Origin of the sequence: Paraburkholderia sp. BL6669N2, assembly GCF_003387275.1 — a bacterium.
GTDB lineage: Bacteria > Pseudomonadota > Gammaproteobacteria > Burkholderiales > Burkholderiaceae > Paraburkholderia.
On record NZ_QUNA01000002.1, the window covers coordinates 1,263,994 to 1,282,412 of the forward strand.

Below are 18,419 nucleotides of genomic sequence, written 5' to 3' on the forward strand. Positions count from 1 at the left end.
GTCGGCGCGCGTCGGGCTCGGAGGACTGCGAACCGCGAGCATAGGCCAGCCGCGCCGCGCTAGGCATCGCGTGCGTTGATAGTGGCTATTTGCGACACCTGCCCGCCATGCCATGCGTCGCCGCAACAAAAGTTTTCGCGCTACGATATGAACCCGGCGCAGCCCGGCAGAACCCGGTCGCGCCGTCCAGAGAGGAGACAGGCAGATGCGTGAATTACGGTGGGCATCGGAAGAGGGCGACGGCATCGAACATCTGGCGTTCGACGCGCACGAGGACGGCTTCGCGGTGGAAAGCGTCGTGGTCGGCCAGCGTTACGGAAAGTCGTATGGCCTACATTACAAGGTGCGCTGCGACTCGCACTGGCGCACACACTACGCGTGGCTGAAGATCGTCGGCGGCGGCGAGCTAGAGTTGCATGGCGATGGCGCGGGCCATTGGCACGACGGACACGGCCTCGCGCTGAGCGCGATCGAGGGCTGCATCGACATCGATATCGCCGCTACGCCGTTCACCAACACGCTGCCGATCCGTCGCTTGCAACTGGCCGAAGGCGAGCGTCAACCCATTTCGGTGGCGTATATATCAACGCCCGATTTGCAGGTCACCCGTGTCGAACAGGCGTACTCATGCATCGAGTTGCATCGCGAGTATCGCTACGAGGGCATCTTCCGCAACTTCACGGCAGATATGAAGGTCGACGACGACGGCCTCGTGATCGATTATCCGACGCTCTTCACACGCCTGCCGCGCGGGCGTTGAGTGTAGACGGCGCAGCCCAGCCGCCATGGTCCGCGCGATGCCGCTCCACGAAGCGTTCGATACTCGCCGCGATCCGGTCGGGTTCGCGCAGCGCGACCCAATGGCCGGCATCGATCTCATTGCGCTCATACGCACCGAGCCAGCCCTCCAGCCCAAGCGAGAGCGCCGGGCCGACGTAGCGGTCACGCAGCGGCACGATGAATTGCACCGGCGCGTGAGCATGACGCGCGCGCGGGCGCAGCAGCTTGTCGATGAAATTGGCGCGGTACAGATTCAGGCCGTTGAGCGCGTTGCGCAGCTGCGCCGGATCGGGCGCGGGGCGCACGTGTTCCGTCACGCGCAGCCACAACGGCCACAGGCGTGCGGCGCCCACGCGCCACACGAGTTCGGGCAACCACGGCAAATGAAAGAAGAAGATGTACCAGGACTTGAGCGTTTGCCGGACGCCGCTGCCGACCGGGCGTTTCGTTGTCGGCTGTGCGGTTCGAGCGGCGCGGTCGCGCTCACTCTCGCTCTCGCCGCGCAAGGCGAAAGACGCGTGATCGAGACACGGCCCTGAGATCGACGTGTACGAAGCGATGCGTCCTTTGAACGCCGGGTCCGTCACGGCTTCCCAGCTTTGAATCGAGCCCCAGTCGTGGCCGACCAGGTGGAACGGCCGCGCGCCGCAGGTCGCGTCGGCGACCGCCGCAAGGTCGGCGGCGAGGCGTTCGAGCCGGTAAGCGTGGCGCGTGGCCGGCGCTTCGGAGGCGCCGGCGCCGCGCACGTCGTAGGCAATCACACGGTAGCGCGCGTCCAGATGCGCGCGCACCGGTTCCCACACGGCCGCCGAGTCGGGATAACCGTGCACCAGCACGATTGGCGGCGCGTCGCGCGGTCCGCTCACGTACACCGTGAGCCGCACGTCGCCGGCCTCGACCGACAGCGTGTCGCGTATCACGTGGCCGCCTGCACACCGCGCCGCGCGGCCTTGCGGGCGCTCGGCGTGAGCGCATTGGCGGCATCGACCGCGGCGACGAGACCCTCGATGCGGGCCAGTTGCACACGGTTGTCGTGATCCCACGGATGGAAGCCGGGCCGGAAAAAGCTCAGCCATTCACCTGCGATGCGCGGAAACACACCATGACGTGGGCCATACAGATATTTCACGACGCGCCACATGCCGCGTAGATGACCGCCGCGTTTGCGATCGGCGATGAGCAACCGCACGTGATAGTCGAACACGATCAGCCAGAACGTCAGCGTTGTGGCGAGCATGGTGCCGGTGCGCAGCAGATAGCGGCCGAGCCCGGGTTTGAGCACGGCGTTCCATACGTCGTAGGAAACGGACTTGTGCTCGGTTTCCTCGAGCGCATGCCAGGTCCACATCTGCGTATAGCCTTCCACCGAGCCGCCGATGCGCGACGCGTCTTCCAGCAGCAGGCCGGCCAGCATCGCCGTGTAGTGTTCGAGGCAGACGGTGACGGCGAGCTGGTAAGAATGCGGCAGGACTTTGCGGCCGAAGTTGAGAATCGCCCACAGCCGTTTGTCGAGCTTGTGCGCGGGCAGGCCGGCTGCCTGCAGCAGATCGTTGTATTCGACGTGCTCGCGCGTATGCATGGCTTCCTGGCCGATGAAGCCGAGCACCTGCTTCTTCAGCACAGGGTCGTCGATCTGATCGCGGTAGTTGCGCACGCTGTCCATGAAAAAACGCTCGCCGGCCGGAAACAGCAGCGAAAGCGCGTTGAAGAAGTGTGTCACATGCGAGCCCTGCACGTGCCAATCGCAGGCACGTTCCGGCGGCAAGTTGAAACGGAGGTCGCGGCGAATCGGCATCATGGCGTTTCTCCTTGTGATTCTCGATGAATTGCTGATCGTGATCGAATGACGTACGTGGCCCGGCAAAGAAGTCCGGCGCATCAGGCGCGCTTGCCGTCCATCTGCGCGGCGCGCCGCGCGCGTTTTTCGGCGATGCGTTTCATGCGGCGCGTTTGCATCACCACGAGTGCCTGATAGGCGGCCGGCAGCGTGCGCGCCAGCCAGTCGGCGGCTCGCGCGTCGCGTCCGATCAGCACGCGCCGCCTGTTTCTGCGCACGCCGTCGAGAATCACGCGCGCGGCTTCGTCGGCGCTGGTGATGAAAAACTTTTCGAAGTCGTCCTTGCCTTGCTGTTCGGTTTCCAGCATGAAGCCGACCATGTTCGTTGCGATGCGGCTCGATTGCGCGATGCTCGTGCGGATGCCGCCCGGATGCACGCAGGTCGCCGAGACACCGCACTTCATCAGGTCGAGTTCCTGACGCAGCGCTTCGGTAAAGCCGCGCACGGCGAATTTGGTCGCGTTGTACCCGCTCATGCCGGGCTGCGAAAACAACCCGAACACGCTCGACGTATTGACAATATGGCCGTCACCGGAGGCCTTGATGTACGGCAGAAATGCTTTCGTGCCGTGCACCACGCCCCAGAAGTTGATACCGACGATCCACTCCAGATCCGCGTAATCCATCCCTTCGATCGTGCTCGACAGCGCGACGCCCGCGTTGTTGAACACGAGATTGACGCCCTGATGCTGCGCGGCCGTTTCGGCGGCCCAGTCGAACATCGCGGCGCGCTCGGCAACATCGAGCACGTGGGTGGTGATGCGCAACGGCGAACCGACGATCCGCGGTGCCGCGGCTTGCGCAAGCTGTGCGGTTTCGGCGAGGCTCGCCGCATTGCGGTCGGCGAGCGCGAGGTGGCAGCCTTCGCGCGCCAGTTGAATCGCGAGCGAGCGGCCCATGCCCGAGCCTGCGCCGGTGATCGCGGCGACTTTGTCGGTAAAGTTTTTCATTGGTTTATCTCCGGTTCTCCCTGAACGGTGCCTTTTTCGTTGTCGTTGTCTTTTATGTGCGGTCAGGCTGCTTCCACAGGTGCGGAAGCAGCGCCGCCATGAGCATGCGTGCCGTGCGCTGACCCCGGTGGCACGCTCGCCACATGCGGCGCGGGCGAATACGCGAGGTAATCGGCCATGCTGAAGGTGCTGGTGGCCTGGCGGAATTTGTAGGCAAATCCCGGCCACAGCGTCGTGTTCTTGCCGGTCGACGGATCGAGATACCAGCTCTTGCAGCCACCCGTGGACCAGATCGCGCGGCCGAGCTTCTGCTGGATCTGCTCGTTGTACGCGCGCTCCACTTGCGGACGCACTTCGATGGCGTCGGCGCGTTCAGCATGCATCGTCTTCAGCGCGCGCAGGATGTACTCGACCTGCGACTCGATCATGAACACCATCGAGTTGTGGCCGAGACCTGTGTTCGGTCCAACCACCATGAAGAAGTTTGGATAACCAGGCAATGTCGTACCAAGGTAAGCATGCGCGCCGTCGCGCCACGTATCGACAATATCGACGCCGCCGCGCCCGCGCACCACGCCGCGCGGAAACGGGTCGGCCACCTGGAAGCCGGTGCCGAAGATCAGGCAGTCGGCGCGATGACGCGCGCCGTCGCTGGTGACGACCGCGTCTTCCTCGATGCGCGCGATGCCGGCGGTCGTCACCGAAACGTTCTGGCGTGACAGCGCGGGGAAGTAATCGTTCGAAATCAGCACGCGCTTGCAGCCCATTGTGTAATTCGGCGTGAGCGCGGCGCGCAATTGCGGATCGCGCACCTGGCGGCGCAGATGCCGCTCGGCGGCTTTCTGCGCGGTCTTCATCAGCGACGGATGAGTCGCGAAACCCAGGGCGCGGGATTCGAGCATGCAGTAGAGTGCCGAGCGCATGATCTTCTGCGTGAACGGCAGGTGTTTGAACAGCCATCGCTCCAGCGGTCTGACGGCGCGGTCGGCCTTCGGCATGATCCACGGCGGCGTGCGCTGGAACAGGTCGAGATGCGCGACGCGCGGCGCGATCTGCGGAACGAACTGGATCGCGCTCGCCCCCGTGCCGATCACGGCGACGCGTTTGCCTTCGAGCGAATAGCTGTGATCCCACTGCTGCGAGTGGAAGGTCTTGCCCCTGAATTTTTCGAGGCCGAGAATATTCGGCACGGCCGCACGCGACAGGCCGCCCATAGCCGAAATCAGCACGCGTGCCGACCATTGCCGGCCGTTCGCAAAGGTCAGTTGCCAGCGGTGGCGCGCTTCGTCGTAGATCGCGCTGGCCAGCTCATGGCCGAAACGCAGATGCCGCTCGACGCCGAAGCGCTGCGTGCAGTCTTCGAGGTAAGCGCGGATTTCCGGCTGGCGCGCGAACATGCGGGTCCAGCGCGGATTCGGGGCAAAGGAGAACGAGTAGACGTGGGATTGGACGTCGCATGCGCAACCGGGGTAATGGTTGTCGCGCCACGTGCCGCCGACCGAATCGGCCTTTTCGGCAACCATGAAGTCCGTGACGCCGGACTGGCGCAGGCGGATCGCCATGCCGAGGCCCGCGAATCCGGTCCCGATGATGGCGATGTCGGTTTCGATAGGCGCTAACGCTTCGGGCGCCGCGGCGTCGTGGAGCATCGTGCGTGCGTTCATCCGATCCGTCTCCTTTTACCTTATAAACTGTTACATTGGTTGATGTAACAATAGAGGCTGGTAACGGATGACGCAAGTTGACGGTTAGACGCCCGCCTCTAGGCGCGGAGGCCCGCCGCCGGGCTACTTTGCGGCCAGTGCCGACGTGATTTCGCGGTTTTGCCAGACGCTGTCTTTGACGATGATCTTCGCCGGGATCAGATTGGCGCCGTAGAACGCATCGGCGACGTTCTGCTGCGAACGCACGATCTCGTCCGTGACGGCGGTCGTGCCATACGGATAGCGGCGCACCCATATTTCGACCAGCTTCTGATCGAGGCCGACCTTCGGCGCGATGAGCGCGGCGGTTTCCACCGGGTGCGCGTTGACCCACAGCCCGGCAGTGCGCAACTGTCCGAGAATCGCGCCGATCACGTCGGGATGCTGCTGCGCGAAGTCGCGCGTCGCTTCATAGAAGTTGTACGGGGCGTTGAGTTCGGTGTAGTCGGCCAGCGTGCGCGCTTTCAACGCCTGCTGCGCGGACGCGTAGTACGGATCCCAGATCACCCATGCATCGACGCTGCCGCTCTCGAAGGCGGCGCGCGCGTCGGCGGGCGGCAGGTACACCGGGCGAATATCCTCGTAGCGCAGGCCCGCTTTCTTGAGCGCTTCGAGTATCAGATAGTTGGAGCTGGAGCCTTTTTGCAGCGCGACGCGTTTGCCTTTCAGATCGGCCACGCTACGCAGCGGCGAGTCGCCTTTGACGAGGATCGCTTCGGCGTGGCGTCCCGAAGGCTCGGCGCCGACGTACACGAAGCGCACGCCGCCGGCTTGAGCAAACACCGGCGGCGGCGCGCCCGTGTAGCCGAAGTCGATGCTGTTCGCGTTCAACGCTTCGAGCAGTTGCGGTCCGGCGGGGAATTCGAACCACTTGATGCTGTAGCCGAGCGGTTTGAGTTTTTCGTCGAGCGAGCCTTGCGCCTTGAGAATCGCGAGCAGCCCCGATTTCTGATAGCCGATGCGCAGTACCTTGGCCGGCTCGCTGCCGTTGCCGCCGGTCTGCGCGGTGGCGTTCAAGGTGGTGAAGGCCGCGAGCAAGGCGGCGGCGAGTTGAAGCGAATAACGGGCGTGACGGACCATCCTGCGAATCTCCATAGCGTTCGATTGGTGTGGCCGCCGCGGGTTGTCTGCGGGCATCGTTCGGTCCGCTAAAAGCATGGCGCGGACTCGCGGATGCGGCAAAAAACGCGTTGCGGCGACGTTCGGGGATCGTCGCATGGAGCTCGCGCGGTTCAAACGAAGCAATGCAGATTTGAATATGACGCGGGCCGGAACATGCGCGGTCTCGGCGCGTCCAGCGAGCCCGCGCAAGCGGGCGTGCGTATAAGCACGAGTGAAGGCGAAGGGTAGTACGCGGGCGCAGGCGGACGCGAAGGCGAGAGCGAGACCGCGCGTGCAGACTACTTCTTTGTTTTGAGCTTCTTTGTCGTGCCCGCAGCGCTCGCAGCGCCTTCCGCAGGATGCCCCAGTTTCTTTTCCATGATGGCCGCGACACGGTCGCCGAGGTAGTCGCCCGAGGCTTCTTCCAGCGCCCGGTTCATTTCGCTTTCCACCAGCACCATCGCGAGCGGCCGCAGGCGCCAGATCGCGTCGACGAGAGCCGGCACGTCGGCGGGCGGCGGCAGCGCGTCGGCGTCGTAGCGGTCCAGTTGGCGGACCACCAGATCGACGAGCGCTTTAGCGACCGCGTTGAAATGCGGCCGCGCGATGCCTACCGCGTCGAGCAGATCGGCAAGCGGAATGCCTTCCTTCGCCATGGTCGCGCCGGCGGCCAGCGCCGTCGGGCTGCCCGACACGAACGAGAGGCCGTCGCGCTCCAGCAGACCGAGGTCGACCGCCTTGCCGAGCGCGCTCGGCGAAGCCTTGTCGCCGAACATGTGTAGCAGTTCGAGCAGCGAGTATTTTTTCGGCCGCTCGCGCGACCAGCGCCCGCCGATCGCCGTTTCCAGGCCGAGGATGGAGCGCAGATCGTGGCCTTCGTCGACGGCCATGATCAGGTCCTGGATGTTCGCGAGCGTATAGCCGCGCGCGAGCAGATGGTTGATCAGCCTCAGACGCGAAGCGTGCGTGTCGTCGTACACGCCGACGCGGCCGCGTTTTTCCGGCGGCGCGAGCAGGCCCCGATCCTGATAGGCGCGCACATTGCGCACGGTGGTGTCGGTGACGCGCGCGAGTTCGTCGACGGTGTATTCGTTGCGCGGCGTGGCGCCGGCCGCTTCGTGCGCGTCGGCGGACAACGGTGGGACAGGAGGCGGGGTGTTGGGCATGAGAGGGATTTTAGCGCGGCGCTTCAGTCGCGTCCTGCCGACACGTCGTCCGGCACGCTCGAATCACCCTTGCCCAGTGCGCGCTGCATCAGCGTCGTGTCGAGCCAGCGGCCGTGTTTGAAGCCCACCGCCTTCAGCGTGCCTGTCAATTCGAAACCCAACTGCGTATGCAGCGACAGCGAACCGCCGCTGCCGCCGTCCGCGATCACGGCGACCATCTGACGCCATGGTCCGGTTTCGCAGCGTTCGATCAGCGCCTGGAGCAGCATGCGCCCCAGACCGCGGCCTCGATAGGCGTCGTTCAGATAGATGGAATCTTCGATGGTGTTGCGATACGCGGCGCGCGGTCGATAAGGCGTCGCGTAGCAATAGCCGGCGACCTCGCCGTCGATCTCCGCCACCATGTACGGCAGCCCGTGGCTGCGTACCGACGCGAGCCGCGTGCGCAGGTCGTCGACGGAGGGCGGGGTTTCTTCGAACGAGGCGACGCCGGTCAGCACGTGGTGGGCGTAGATCGCCTGGATCGCCGGAAGATCGGCTTCGGTGGCGTCGCGGATCAGCGGGGCGGTTGCGGACGCTGATCCCGAAGTGGCGGGCGTGGTGCGGGTGATGCTCATACGTGGTCCTGTCGTGGCGATCAATCGGCGGATACGCTTGACTATGCCCGCCGCGCGCGCGAATTTGAAGCGAGTCAAAAATCGCCGCGACATATGGCGAAGGTGACACACACCCACGCCCACGCGCCTGGCACCGCTTAGCTATGCGAGTACGTATCGGGCTGCGTCACGTACCCACGATGATGCCGTTTATGCCTGACCTTATGTTTCGGTTTGGCCTCGGTTGTCGGCGCACGCTGTTCGGCGGATTGCTGCGGAGCCGGCGTCTGCTGGGCCTGTGCATGACCGGACGGCAGCGAGCTTTGGCCCTCGCCGAAGCGGAAGGTTTGCGTGGTCTGGGCATACGCGCCGACAGAAACCGTCAGGGCGGCAACCGCCAGGCAAATTGAAAACTTCATGGATCCTCCTTCTGAACGAGCCGGTGAGGATACCTGTTTTCCTGGCGATCGATCGTCACATCAGGCGAAGCGGCCCGCTCGCGCTGTTGTCGATCAGCGGCAATGCGCGAGAACCGGGCAACTCGTAATGCCACCATTCACTCTTGATGTGCGTGAAGCCCGCGCCATGCATCACACCCAGCAACAGCATGCGATTGCGCTGCACCTCTTCCGGCAAGCCGGGATGAAAGTGCTCCGATTCGATCGTCATGGCGTCGAAGCCGGTGCCCATGTCGAGTTCTTCGCCGTGCGCGTCGAGCAATGTCAGGTCGAGCGCCGTCCCGCGGCTATGGTTCGAGCCGCGCGTCAGGTCCGCCACGTAGGTCGGATCGGGCAGAAAATCCCACAGCACCTGCTGCGCTTGCGGCGGCCGGTATGCATCGAAAATGCGTAATGTCGTGCCGATCTGGCGGGCGAGTTCGACCGCACGGCGCAGTGCCGCTTCCGCTGGTTCGAGCAGAAGACAATGCGCCGCCCGGTAGATCGGTTTCCCGGTGAGGTTGCGCGCGGTGGCGTAGACGAGGTCGAGATCCACGCCATGCGTGGCGGGCGTGATTTCGATGAGTCGATGGTCGGTCATGAGGCGAAGGACGTGGCGTGCATCAGAGGTCGTCGAATTGATCGAATTCGCTTTGCAGTTCGCGGTTGCGCGCGACACGTTCGTCGATACGCGGCCCGAGTCTTTCGACGACCGCCGAGATCAGCAGATTGAAAAGGCAGGTGAGCGGCGCGAGTGAATCCCAGAACTGGCCGACGTCGGTTTTCACCTGCAGCAGGTCGCCGTTGAATTCGCGCGCCCACGGACAGTAAATGTCGGTAACGAGCGCGAAGGGCAAGCCGCGGCGCGTGGCGGCTTCGCAATAGCGTCGCGCGACCTTCGAGTAGGCGCGTGTGTCGGTGACGATCAGATACGGCGATTCGAAGCCGGCGTTCAGCGAATCGACGTACGAGCCCGACATGCCGTCTGAATAGAACACGCGCGGACGGATGTATTCGAGGTAGCTGTAGAACGCGTTGCTGATGCCGCGCGTGGACTGAATGCCGAGAATGTAGACGGCATCCGCGTTCGAGATGCGCTCGACCACTTGCGCGAACACTGGCGATTGCGCGAGCTGGTAAACGTGCTGGATCGCGCCGATTTCGAGTTCGAGCGAATGGGCGAGCGCGGGGTTGGGCTCGGCAGGCGAACTAGCGGCCGGCGTGGTGCCGTCGTGCTGACCGGCGGCGCGGCGGAACGCATCGAGCCGGTCCGTGATCAGCCACGGACGCTCCTGAGCGCCGCGCAGTTCGCGCTTCAGGTCGTCGAGATTCTGATAGCCGACGCTGCGCAGGAAACGGCCGACCGATATGCCGCTCGTGCCGGCTTGCTGGGCGATCTGGTCGGCGGTTTCGAGGCCGAGCCGGTCGAGATTGGCCAGCATGTAGCTGGCAACGCGCTTGGAAGTGGGCGTGAGTTCGGCAAAGCGGGCTTCGACGGTTTGAGCAAAAGCGGTCGGCATCGTGGTCGCGGCGCTGGGTGGTGGTTAGTCGAACGTGGAATGATGACATACTCGCCCGCCCGCCCGCCCGCCCGCGCCGCGCGGGTTCTCGAAAGTCGATGCCGGGCACGCATCAGACAGCCGGCCGCGCCGGCGCCGCCCGCGAGAAGTGCCGCGCGCCCGCCACGCAGCCCACCACGACGACGGTAACCAGAATCATCGCGGGCGGCACCTGCTCGTGCAGCAGCAGTCCCGCGAGCAGCAAGCCGAAGAACGGCTGCAGCAACTGCAACTGCCCGACGCCCGCGATGCCGCCGAGCGCGAGGCCGCGATACCAGAACACGAAGCCGATCAGCATGCTGAAGAGCGACACATAGGCGAGACCCCAGAGCGACGCCTGACTGACGCCGTCGAGCGAGGCGGGCCGTGTCCACACCGCGAGCGGCAGCATGAGGGGCAACGACAGCACGAGCGCCCACGAGATCACCTGCCAGCCGCCGAGGTGGCGCGACAGGCGCGCGCCTTCGGCATAGCCGAGCCCGCATGCGACGATGGCGGCCAGCATCAGCGCGTCGCCGAGTGGCGATGCGTCAAGGCCGTGACGCAGGGCAAACGCCACCACCGCGCCGCTGCCGAGCGCCGAGAAGAGCCAGAACGCCGGCTGTGGACGCTCGCCACCGCGCAGCACGCCGAAGATCGCCGTGGCGAGCGGCAGGAGGCCGACGAACACGACGGCATGCGCCGCGCTCACGTGGCGCAGCGCCAGCGCCGTCAGTAACGGAAATCCGATTACCACGCCGAGCGCGACGATCACCAGCGGAATCAGGTCAGGGCGGGACGGCCGCGCCTGCCGGAATACGAGCAGGAGCAGCAGACCAAGGGTGCCGGCGATCGTCGCGCGGGCGACCGTCAGGAATAGCGGGTCGAGGCCTTGCACGGCGACGCGCGTGGCCGGCAGCGAGCCGCTGAAGATCAACACCCCTATGAAGCCGCTCAGCCAGCCATTCGTCGTTTTGTCCATCGGGAGAGTCCGTGCGCGGGAAAGAGGATTGATAGCATCCGCTATCCGGCTATGGACAGTAAGGTACGGATCGGTGCAAATCGTCCAAACTGTACCGAGGAATGGGGCGGTACAGCGGTGGGGCCGGCGTCACGCCGAACGCGGACGTTGGGGGGCGCGGCTGAACATTCGCTCGCCAATGGGCCCACCTCACTTGCACAGCAAAAGCAAGCGCTCCTGATCCGTACACGTCGGACGCGGTTTCGGTGTGCCCTGCTGGGCCGCCGTGGCGTTCATCGCGGCGTTCTTGTTCGTGAGGCACGCGCGCAGATGTTTCTCAACCGGCGAGTAGTATTTCCACCCGCGCACGAGCGGCGGCAACTCCAGCTTCACCTGCTTCCATTTCGGATGCCCGTGCTCCTGGAGATTGTCGAAGTTGGCGCAGAGCGAGTCGGCAAAGTGGTTGAGATTGCCGACGGTGTCGCGCAGGCCATAATCGTAGGTGACGAGAAACGCCTTGACGGTCAGCGCGGGGACATCTTCCTTGAGCCAGGTCGGATAGCTGGTCGCGCGGATCGTCGTGGGGAAATAGGTTTGTTTGGCGCGGCTGGTTTCGGGTGCGGCCGGATCGGCCTTCAGAAGACGGATCTGCTGCAACAGGTCGGGATTCATATCGTTGAACAGTTTGGCCGGCTGTCCGACCACGATGATCGCGACATCCACTTTCTTCACGATCAACGCGGCCAGCGCATCTTCATTGCTGAGATGCTGGATGTTCTGCTCGGGTATCGCCTGACCGAACATCAGGTGATACAGCGTCGTGGCCGATTGCGCGGTTCCGCTGCCAATCAGGCCGACGCTAATGCTTTTGTCCTTGATATCGGCGAGAGTTTTCAGGGGCGAGTCCGCGCGCACCACGACGTTAATTTCCTCGTCGTAAAGCGGCATGATGAGCCGCAGCGGCCGGATCGCCGTGCCGGCGTCGGCGTTGCCGGCATTGGCCATGTCGATGTAAGCCTGGTACACATCGGATTGCACGAGCGCCAGTTTCACGCCCGGCTCAAAGCGCATGCGTTGCACGTTTTCAGCTGAGCCCTTCGACGCCATCACTTCCAGGTCGATGCCCGCCGGCTGCGCAACCCATTTCGACAGATCCTGGCCGATCTGGATATACGTGCCCCGTTCCGGTCCGGTGACGATCTTGTAATGCGCCGGCTCCGCGCAGGCCAGCGAAGACACGACCATCAACGCCAGCCCCAGCCATCCCGTGAGAAGTCTCTTCAGCATGGTCTCTCTACCTATCGGTCAGGTTCGTATGACTTCGCGCGTCGACGCGCACGAAGCACCAGTGAGCCGGATTGCCATGTCATGTTCTATGTGCCGCGCCTGCCACGTCCGTCTGTTACCTCTCAAACCAAAGGCGCCGATACGTGCCATTCCCGGGCAGACTAGTTATACGATTCGGTATCCAAACTATATATCACTGGCCAGGTGAGCCACCCGCGGAGGGCTTCGCCGCATTCGTCGCCGGACGTTTCCAGCCGGAGTCCTTGATGGCGCGTTCCCGCGCCTCGACGCTATTGCCGTCGGGCGTCGCGGTGGTGGAGCGCGGGGCGGCCACTATCACTTCGCTTTTCGGCGGCAGACCTTTGGACAGCGGAGTTTGCGATTGAACTACCTGCTGTGACAACAGAGCGGCTTGCGCCGACGGCTTGCCTTGCGACGGCGCGCCGGCCGCGCCACGCGGATTGAGCGGCGCCCAGCCGGTCTCGCGAATCACGCGTTCAAGTATGGACTTCGCCGTGTCGCTGCCGGTGTCGATCGTGAGCGCCTCGTTGGCGTACTGGCGTGCGCAGGGCCACGACTGCTGCGCGGCGCAAGTTTGCGCGGCTTGCAAGGCGGCGTCGCGGCGGGCGGTCAGCGGCTTCAATTCTGTCGCGAGGTCTTCGGCGTCGGAATTGCCCGGTTGCATCGTTTGTGCGACGCCGAGTGCGGCTTGCGCCGAAGAGAGATCGTTGGCGCGGGAGGCGAGACGCGCCGCCTGCACAGCTTGCGCTGCATCGCGGAACTGCGGCGCGGGCTTCGCGGGCACAGCGGCCACCGTCGGTGCGACGGGCGTTGCCGGCATCGCCTGTATCGCTTGCACCGGCTTCGCGGGATTGACGGACGTGGCGGGTTTGCCCGCGGCGGCAGACGGGTTGGCCGACTGGGTCGGCGAATACAGTGCGATCGTGCCGGTCGTCGTTCTGGCATCCTGAGCAGTTTCGCTCTCGGCAGGCTGCTCGTTATTCCCGCTCGACCCATCGCGCCCACTGAATAGCGCATATCCGACATACGCCAGGCCAATTACGCCAACTGCCCCGATCGCGTAAAGCATCTTACGCAGCGAGATTGAACCGCGACCCTCCGCATAAGGCATGGCGGGAAGAGGCGCGATCGGCCTATCCGTTGAAACGAGTGCTGACGCAGGCATCACGGCTTCGGCACGGACCGGGTCGTCCATGAACGCGACGCGGGTCGTGGGGTCGGTTTCATCGGCTGCCGCCGGGTCGAGGCTGTTTTTTTGCGCTGCTTTGTTCATGGCGCTGGCGCGGCTGCCGGGAATTACGGTGCGCTTGTGCGGACCCGCATCGAGTGGATGCACCTCGCCGCAATAGGGGCAATAGTCGACTTGCCGGTACAGCGCGCCGCCACACCGCTTGCAAGGCGTCGGAAAACTGTGGCCGAGTAGTGTCTGGGTGGACATGCTGTGGACCCACCTTTGGAAAACGATGCCATTACGGCATGTTCCGGATCATGTTGAAGCGGCAGCCAGGTCCGCGGGAATCACGATCCACATGCGCCGGAGAGTCTTGGGCGGCCAGCCCACGCTTGCGCTGCCGCTGGTTGCAATATGTGGGGTTTCAATCGGAACGTCAATCGCCGTTGCTACCTATCTTATGTGCGCCAGCGAACATTGGTAGGTAGGACGAAATAGCCGCTATATCGGCAGGACGAACGGACGCGGGGGTTTTTTCACACGAATCGACGGAGCGCGAAAACAGAACGAGGCCGGCGCGCATGGCGTCCGGCCTCGTCATTAAGCGCACGCATCAAGCGCCCGAAGCAAGCGGGAAAACAGTCAATGTTTGCGCAGTGGATGATCCTTCAGCAGCCATGCGAGCGCAAAGGCCAGCAGCACCACGCACGCAGCCGAAAGGTACACCGTGTGCAACGCGCCCGCGAATGCGTGCAGATAATCGTCGCGCAACGCTTGTGGCAATGAATGGATCGCGGCGGGGCCGAGCGCATGCGGCAGCTCGGTGTCGGGTGGGATCAGCTTTTCGAGGCGCGCGGCGAGGCCGTTGGAAAACACCGCGCCGAAGCCGGCGACCCCGATCGATCCACCGATCGAGCGGAACAGTGTCGCGCCGGAAGTCGCCACGCCCATATGCTTGAACTCGACGGTATTCTGCACCGCGAGAATCAGCACCTGCATCACCATGCCGAGCCCGCAGCCGAGAATGCCCATGTCGATATACATCACATGAATCGGCGTGCTGATCTGCAGGCGGGCGAGCAGCAACATCGCGACCGCCACGAGCAACGTGCCGGTGATCGGGAACATGCGGTACTTGCCGATCTTGCTGATCACCCGGCCGGTCACCATCGACATCAGGAACAGGCCGCCCATCATCGGCAGCATCTGCATGCCGGCTTCCGTTGGCGTCGAGCCTTTGACCACCTGCAAATACAACGGCAGGAACGTCACCGAGCCGAACAGCGATACGCCGATGATGAAACCAATCAGGCTGCTCAGCAAAAACGTGCGTTGCCTGAAGAGTTCGAGCGGCATGATCGGTTCGACCGCGCTGCGTTCTTCGTGGATGAAACCCCAGATCGCTACCAGCCCCATGCCCAGCGTGAACCAGAGTTGCGGCGACGACCACGGCAGGATCGTGCCGCCCTGGCTCGTGAACAGGATGATGCAGGTGAGGGCGCCGGCGAGAAACGCGGCGCCCATGTAGTCGATGGTGTGCTTCACATGGCGGACGTGCGGCCTGAAGACCGCGCCGATCACGACGAGCGAGATGATGCCGAGCGGCAAATTGATGTAGAAGATCCAGCGCCACGAGAGATGCTCGACAAGAAAGCCGCCGAGCAGCGGTCCGATCACGGTTGCAAGGCCGAACACGCCGCCGAACACGCCCTGATAGCGGCCGCGTTCGGCCGGCGGAATCACGTCGGCGATGGCGGCCATCGTTACCACTAGCAAGCCGCCGCCGCCGAGACCTTGCAGCGCGCGGAGCACGATGAGCTGCGTCATGTCCTGCGCGACGCCGCACAACGCGGAGCCGACCAGGAACACGACGATCGCCGTCTGCAAGACGATCTTGCGGCCGAACAGATCGCCGAATTTGCCATACAGCGGCACGACGATGGTCGAGCTGAGCAGGTAGGCAGTCACCACCCATGCGAGATTGTTGAGGCCGCCCAGGTCGCCGACGATAGTAGGCAGCGCCGTCGAAACGATTGTCTGATCGAGCGCGGCGAGCAGCATGACCAGCAGCAGCGCCGGAAAAAGCAGGCGAATCGGCGGATGATCAGCTGCGGGCGCGGTTGCCTGCGCATAGGGCTGCGTCAATTCAGCGGGTTGTGTCGTGGTGGATTGGTCCATGGCATCGCGGGTTGAAATTAATTAACTCAGAGATTAATATATGCGACATCGCGTCGCCAGTCAAATTGAAAGCAATGGCAAGGATTCCGTCCGACGATCGAAGCGTGAAAAGCGCGCCGCCTGATACGGCCGCCGTGAAGGTTCGCAAGGGGCGTTCCGCGCCCGGTCGGGGTGTCGAAACCCGGGCGAGCGGTTCGTCGGTGCAAGCAGAGGCGGCGGTCGCGCCGGCACGGCGGCCGGGCAGGCCTCCCGGCGCGGCGCGCGGACCGGAGCAGCGCAGCCGCCTGCTCGACGCCGCGCTCGTGCTGTTCGCGCGGCAGGGCATCGTCGACACCACGCTTGGGGAAATTGCCCGCGAGGCCGGTTTCACGCCGGCCATGATGCATTACTACTTCAAGACGCGCGAGCAGCTGCTCGACGTGTTGATCGACGAACGTTTCGCGCCGCTGCGCGCGGGGCTCGGCGTGCCGTTCCAGGAAAACCCCGACGATCCGGTCGCGGCCATCACGCAACTCGCGCAGCGGCTGGTACAGGTGGCGGACGAGCATCCGTGGTTTCCATCGCTGTGGGTGCGCGAGGTAATCAGCGACGGCGGCCTGTTGCGCCAGCGCATGCACGAGCGCTTCGGCAACGCGCACCAGAAGGCGTCGCTGTCGGCTATTGCCCGGTGGCAGAAGGAAGGGCGGCTGAACGCGGGGCTGGAACCCGCGCTCGTCTTTGTCACGTTATTGGGACTGACGATTTTGCCGCTTGCCACGTCGAAGCTATGGTGCAACGACCCGCTGCGCCGCAATATCGGTGGAGCGGAAATCGCGCGGCATGCGGTGGCTTTGCTGGTGCAAGGTATCGGTCCGGCGAAGGCCGGTTGACGTCCGGCGACGCTTTCTGAACCCTGCCTGCGCGATAGACCATCCACCATCACCCATCACCCATCGCCGCGCCACGTCGTCTCATGCTTGCCGTTTCCGCTTCCACGCTTCATAAGCGGCTTTGGTCGCTTCGTTCGGCGGGTAAGTGCCGGGCAACGCGGCGCCGTCACGAATCCGCTCGGTTAGAAACGCTTCAAGTTGCTCCTGTTCGGCGGCGGCTTGCGCGACCTCTGCCGCCATCTTCAGCGGGATCACCACCACACCATCCGCATCGCCGACGATCACGTCGCCCGGAAACACCGCAACACCGCCGCAGCCGATCGGCACATTGATATCCACCGCGTGATGGCGAATCAGGTTGGGCGGCGCGCTCGCCCCCGCGCAGAACACCGGTATGCCGAGCGCCGCGATCGTCGTGCTGTCCCGTACCGGGCCGTCGGACACCATGCCCGCCACGCCGCGAACCTGCAAGCGTTGCGTCAGGATTGAACCGAACGACGCACTGCCGCGTTCGCCGCGACAATCCTGCACCAACACATGGCCGGCCGGAATCGTTTCGACACACTTGCGCTGCGCGTACTCGGGATCGGCAAACAGCTCGAGCACGTCGATGTCTTCACGCGACGGAATGTTGCGCAGCGTGAACGCCGGCCCGACCAGATTCGCGCCGCCATGCGCGGCGAGCGGCGCGACGCCGCGCATGAATGTATTGCGCAGGCCGCGTTTGAATAATTGAGTCGTCAGCGTGGCAGTGCTGACCTGGCGGAGTGCTTCGAGCGTGGCGGAGTCGAGATCGGACATGGTGTCGGGCGGCCTCAAGGTTGGAAGCGCAAACGGGGTATGGCGACCGGATGCCGCGCGGCGCCGTGGCGGCGCAAAGTTCGGCGCGGTCTCGTCGACACGATGATAGCGCCCCAGACAGCCGGCAAGCCAATCTGCGCGTCGTGAGACTTTCGTCGGCCGCCGGGGCCGGCGAGGCACGCAACGTGCTGTAGCTGGTGTGGATGTGCATGCAGGCGGCATCAACCAGGTTGCCGGCATCGCACAAGAAAAGGAAAGGGAAAAGAAACGTCGGGCGGGAGAGGCCGTGCGAATGGGGTTTGCGCGGGCCGCCACGGCAAATCGGGTCGGCATCGGAGAGCCGTGACTGTGGCACCTAGGGCCGGTTTTTCATCGGCGTGCAATTTTGGCGCGTTACTGTGCGCGCGCGTTGGCGCCCCGGCCATGCTTTACAATCTTCGGCCTGGTTGCAACTCCGCGCATGAAATCGAGTCGGAACCATGAATAGCAATAGCGCAGCCGCGCACATCGGCGGCAAGCAGCAGGGCGAAACGTTGGCCAAGTCGGACGGCCTAACCGGTTTTTTTGAGCAACAACGGAAAATGAACGGAGCATTGAGACTCGATCAGGCCACGATCGTGCTCGTAGAAGACGACCCGGACAGCCGGGAATCGTTGACCTTATTACTCGAAGCAGAAGGCGCGCATGTCGTCGCTGTGGCGGATGCGGAAGAGGGCGTGGAGGCGGCGCTGCGATTGTTGCCCGACGCCGTGGTATGCGATCTGGAACTGCCCGCCATGGACGGTTTCTATCTGATCCAGCGCTTGCGCGACCACGAGATACGCGGCGACCATCCGCCTTCGGTTGCGGTGGCGCTTACCGGCCACACCGACGACGCTTACCGCTTGCGCAGCATTGGCGAAGGCTTCCAGCATTTCATGACCAAGCCGGCTTTGCCCGAAGATCTCGTGACGCTGCTGCACGATGCAATTGACGCTCGCGCAGCGGGCTGAATCAGGCTTCGATCGAGCGAATGAATTCGCG

Annotated in this window: 18 protein-coding genes; 3 read left to right on the forward strand and 15 right to left on the reverse strand. The window is 64.1% G+C overall.

Translation table 11 applies throughout. The features are described 5' to 3' along the window. The first annotated feature begins 205 nt into the window (after positions 1-205). Complete coding sequence (locus B0G80_RS28230; RefSeq protein WP_116121307.1) at positions 206-760, forward strand: putative glycolipid-binding domain-containing protein; 555 nt, start codon at positions 206-208, stop codon at positions 758-760. Here the strand turns inward: B0G80_RS28230 and B0G80_RS28235 are convergent. From B0G80_RS28235 to B0G80_RS28300, 14 genes are all read right to left on the reverse strand, one after another. Further along, a complete protein-coding gene (locus B0G80_RS28235; protein ID WP_116121308.1) occupies positions 735-1,700 on the reverse strand; it encodes an alpha/beta fold hydrolase in 966 nt (321 codons plus the stop codon). The two genes, B0G80_RS28230 and B0G80_RS28235, sit on opposite strands and share 26 nt — an antisense overlap. Beyond that, positions 1,697-2,578: a metal-dependent hydrolase gene (locus tag B0G80_RS28240; RefSeq protein WP_116121309.1), complete on the reverse strand. Its 882-nt coding sequence runs from the start codon at positions 2,576-2,578 to the stop codon at positions 1,697-1,699. The genes B0G80_RS28235 and B0G80_RS28240 overlap by 4 nt, the downstream gene beginning before the upstream one ends. An 80-nt stretch (positions 2,579-2,658) precedes the next feature. Further along, positions 2,659-3,567 carry an SDR family oxidoreductase gene (locus B0G80_RS28245; RefSeq protein WP_116121310.1) on the reverse strand — a complete coding sequence of 303 codons (909 nt, stop codon included), beginning with the start codon at positions 3,565-3,567 and terminating at the stop codon, positions 2,659-2,661. Positions 3,568-3,629: 62 nt separating this feature from the next. Continuing rightward, entirely contained in the window at positions 3,630-5,231 is a 1,602-nt protein-coding gene (locus B0G80_RS28250; protein ID WP_116121311.1) for an NAD(P)/FAD-dependent oxidoreductase, read from the reverse strand. A 123-nt stretch (positions 5,232-5,354) separates the two neighbouring features. Next, the gene (locus B0G80_RS28255) at positions 5,355-6,350 is read right to left on the reverse strand and encodes a sulfonate ABC transporter substrate-binding protein (RefSeq protein ID WP_116121312.1); all 996 of its coding nucleotides are present in this window, start codon (positions 6,348-6,350) and stop codon (positions 5,355-5,357) included. 320 nt (positions 6,351-6,670) lie between these two features. After that, positions 6,671-7,537 (reverse strand): MerR family transcriptional regulator, encoded by an 867-nt coding sequence (locus B0G80_RS28260; RefSeq protein ID WP_116121313.1) that lies wholly within the window; start codon positions 7,535-7,537, stop codon positions 6,671-6,673. 23 nt (positions 7,538-7,560) lie between these two features. After that, positions 7,561-8,154 (reverse strand): GNAT family N-acetyltransferase, encoded by a 594-nt coding sequence (locus tag B0G80_RS28265; RefSeq protein ID WP_116121314.1) that lies wholly within the window; start codon positions 8,152-8,154, stop codon positions 7,561-7,563. 137 nt (positions 8,155-8,291) lie between these two features. Then, entirely contained in the window at positions 8,292-8,552 is a 261-nt protein-coding gene (locus tag B0G80_RS28270) for a hypothetical protein (protein ID WP_116121315.1), read from the reverse strand. 55 nt (positions 8,553-8,607) lie between these two features. Continuing rightward, positions 8,608-9,171 carry a D-alanyl-D-alanine dipeptidase gene (gene ddpX / locus B0G80_RS28275; RefSeq protein WP_116121316.1) on the reverse strand — a complete coding sequence of 188 codons (564 nt, stop codon included), beginning with the start codon at positions 9,169-9,171 and terminating at the stop codon, positions 8,608-8,610. Between the two features lie 22 nt (positions 9,172-9,193). Continuing rightward, positions 9,194-10,090, reverse strand: coding sequence for a sap1 transcriptional regulator SapR (gene sapR, locus B0G80_RS28280; RefSeq protein WP_116121317.1), 897 nt, complete (start codon positions 10,088-10,090; stop codon positions 9,194-9,196). Positions 10,091-10,202: 112 nt separating this feature from the next. Beyond that, a complete protein-coding gene (locus tag B0G80_RS28285; RefSeq protein WP_116121318.1) occupies positions 10,203-11,090 on the reverse strand; it encodes a DMT family transporter in 888 nt (295 codons plus the stop codon). A gap of 189 nt (positions 11,091-11,279) precedes the next feature. Then, the gene (locus B0G80_RS28290; protein ID WP_116121319.1) at positions 11,280-12,356 is read right to left on the reverse strand and encodes a TAXI family TRAP transporter solute-binding subunit; all 1,077 of its coding nucleotides are present in this window, start codon (positions 12,354-12,356) and stop codon (positions 11,280-11,282) included. Between the two features lie 193 nt (positions 12,357-12,549). Next, positions 12,550-13,815 (reverse strand): hypothetical protein, encoded by a 1,266-nt coding sequence (locus tag B0G80_RS28295; RefSeq protein ID WP_116121320.1) that lies wholly within the window; start codon positions 13,813-13,815, stop codon positions 12,550-12,552. A 375-nt stretch (positions 13,816-14,190) separates the two neighbouring features. Beyond that, positions 14,191-15,726, reverse strand: coding sequence for an MDR family MFS transporter (locus B0G80_RS28300; protein WP_116121321.1), 1,536 nt, complete (start codon positions 15,724-15,726; stop codon positions 14,191-14,193). A gap of 74 nt (positions 15,727-15,800) precedes the next feature. Between B0G80_RS28300 and B0G80_RS28305 the strand changes: the two genes are divergently transcribed. After that, on the forward strand, positions 15,801-16,595 hold the full coding sequence (locus B0G80_RS28305; RefSeq protein WP_116121322.1) for a TetR/AcrR family transcriptional regulator: 795 nt from the start codon (positions 15,801-15,803) through the stop codon (positions 16,593-16,595). Between the two features lie 81 nt (positions 16,596-16,676). Here the strand turns inward: B0G80_RS28305 and B0G80_RS28310 are convergent, their stop codons facing one another. Next, a complete protein-coding gene (locus B0G80_RS28310) occupies positions 16,677-17,396 on the reverse strand; it encodes a ribonuclease activity regulator RraA (protein ID WP_116121323.1) in 720 nt (239 codons plus the stop codon). Positions 17,397-17,875: 479 nt separating this feature from the next. Here B0G80_RS28310 and B0G80_RS28315 point away from each other — a divergent pair, with 479 nt between their 5' ends. Then, the gene (locus tag B0G80_RS28315) at positions 17,876-18,388 is read left to right on the forward strand and encodes a response regulator (RefSeq protein WP_106280663.1); all 513 of its coding nucleotides are present in this window, start codon (positions 17,876-17,878) and stop codon (positions 18,386-18,388) included. Positions 18,389-18,419 lie beyond the last annotated feature (31 nt).

What these genes read in the sequence shown, in the direction of transcription:
- B0G80_RS28250 (WP_116121311.1), bottom strand. Translation starts at nt 5,231, where the DNA reads ATGAACGCACGCACGATGCTCCACGACGCCGCGGCGCCCGAAGCGTTA.
- sapR (WP_116121317.1), bottom strand. Translation starts at nt 10,090, where the DNA reads ATGCCGACCGCTTTTGCTCAAACCGTCGAAGCCCGCTTTGCCGAACTC.
- B0G80_RS28245 (WP_116121310.1), bottom strand. Translation starts at nt 3,567, where the DNA reads ATGAAAAACTTTACCGACAAAGTCGCCGCGATCACCGGCGCAGGCTCG.
- B0G80_RS28315 (WP_106280663.1), top strand. Translation starts at nt 17,876, where the DNA reads ATGAATAGCAATAGCGCAGCCGCGCACATCGGCGGCAAGCAGCAGGGC.
- B0G80_RS28240 (WP_116121309.1), bottom strand. Translation starts at nt 2,578, where the DNA reads ATGATGCCGATTCGCCGCGACCTCCGTTTCAACTTGCCGCCGGAACGT.
- ddpX (WP_116121316.1), bottom strand. Translation starts at nt 9,171, where the DNA reads ATGACCGACCATCGACTCATCGAAATCACGCCCGCCACGCATGGCGTG.
- B0G80_RS28230 (WP_116121307.1), top strand. Translation starts at nt 206, where the DNA reads ATGCGTGAATTACGGTGGGCATCGGAAGAGGGCGACGGCATCGAACAT.
- B0G80_RS28305 (WP_116121322.1), top strand. Translation starts at nt 15,801, where the DNA reads ATGGCAAGGATTCCGTCCGACGATCGAAGCGTGAAAAGCGCGCCGCCT.
- B0G80_RS28265 (WP_116121314.1), bottom strand. Translation starts at nt 8,154, where the DNA reads ATGAGCATCACCCGCACCACGCCCGCCACTTCGGGATCAGCGTCCGCA.
- B0G80_RS28285 (WP_116121318.1), bottom strand. Translation starts at nt 11,090, where the DNA reads ATGGACAAAACGACGAATGGCTGGCTGAGCGGCTTCATAGGGGTGTTG.
- B0G80_RS28310 (WP_116121323.1), bottom strand. Translation starts at nt 17,396, where the DNA reads ATGTCCGATCTCGACTCCGCCACGCTCGAAGCACTCCGCCAGGTCAGC.
- B0G80_RS28255 (WP_116121312.1), bottom strand. Translation starts at nt 6,350, where the DNA reads ATGGTCCGTCACGCCCGTTATTCGCTTCAACTCGCCGCCGCCTTGCTC.
- B0G80_RS28300 (WP_116121321.1), bottom strand. Translation starts at nt 15,726, where the DNA reads ATGGACCAATCCACCACGACACAACCCGCTGAATTGACGCAGCCCTAT.
- B0G80_RS28260 (WP_116121313.1), bottom strand. Translation starts at nt 7,537, where the DNA reads ATGCCCAACACCCCGCCTCCTGTCCCACCGTTGTCCGCCGACGCGCAC.
- B0G80_RS28295 (WP_116121320.1), bottom strand. Translation starts at nt 13,815, where the DNA reads ATGTCCACCCAGACACTACTCGGCCACAGTTTTCCGACGCCTTGCAAG.
- B0G80_RS28270 (WP_116121315.1), bottom strand. Translation starts at nt 8,552, where the DNA reads ATGAAGTTTTCAATTTGCCTGGCGGTTGCCGCCCTGACGGTTTCTGTC.
- B0G80_RS28290 (WP_116121319.1), bottom strand. Translation starts at nt 12,356, where the DNA reads ATGCTGAAGAGACTTCTCACGGGATGGCTGGGGCTGGCGTTGATGGTC.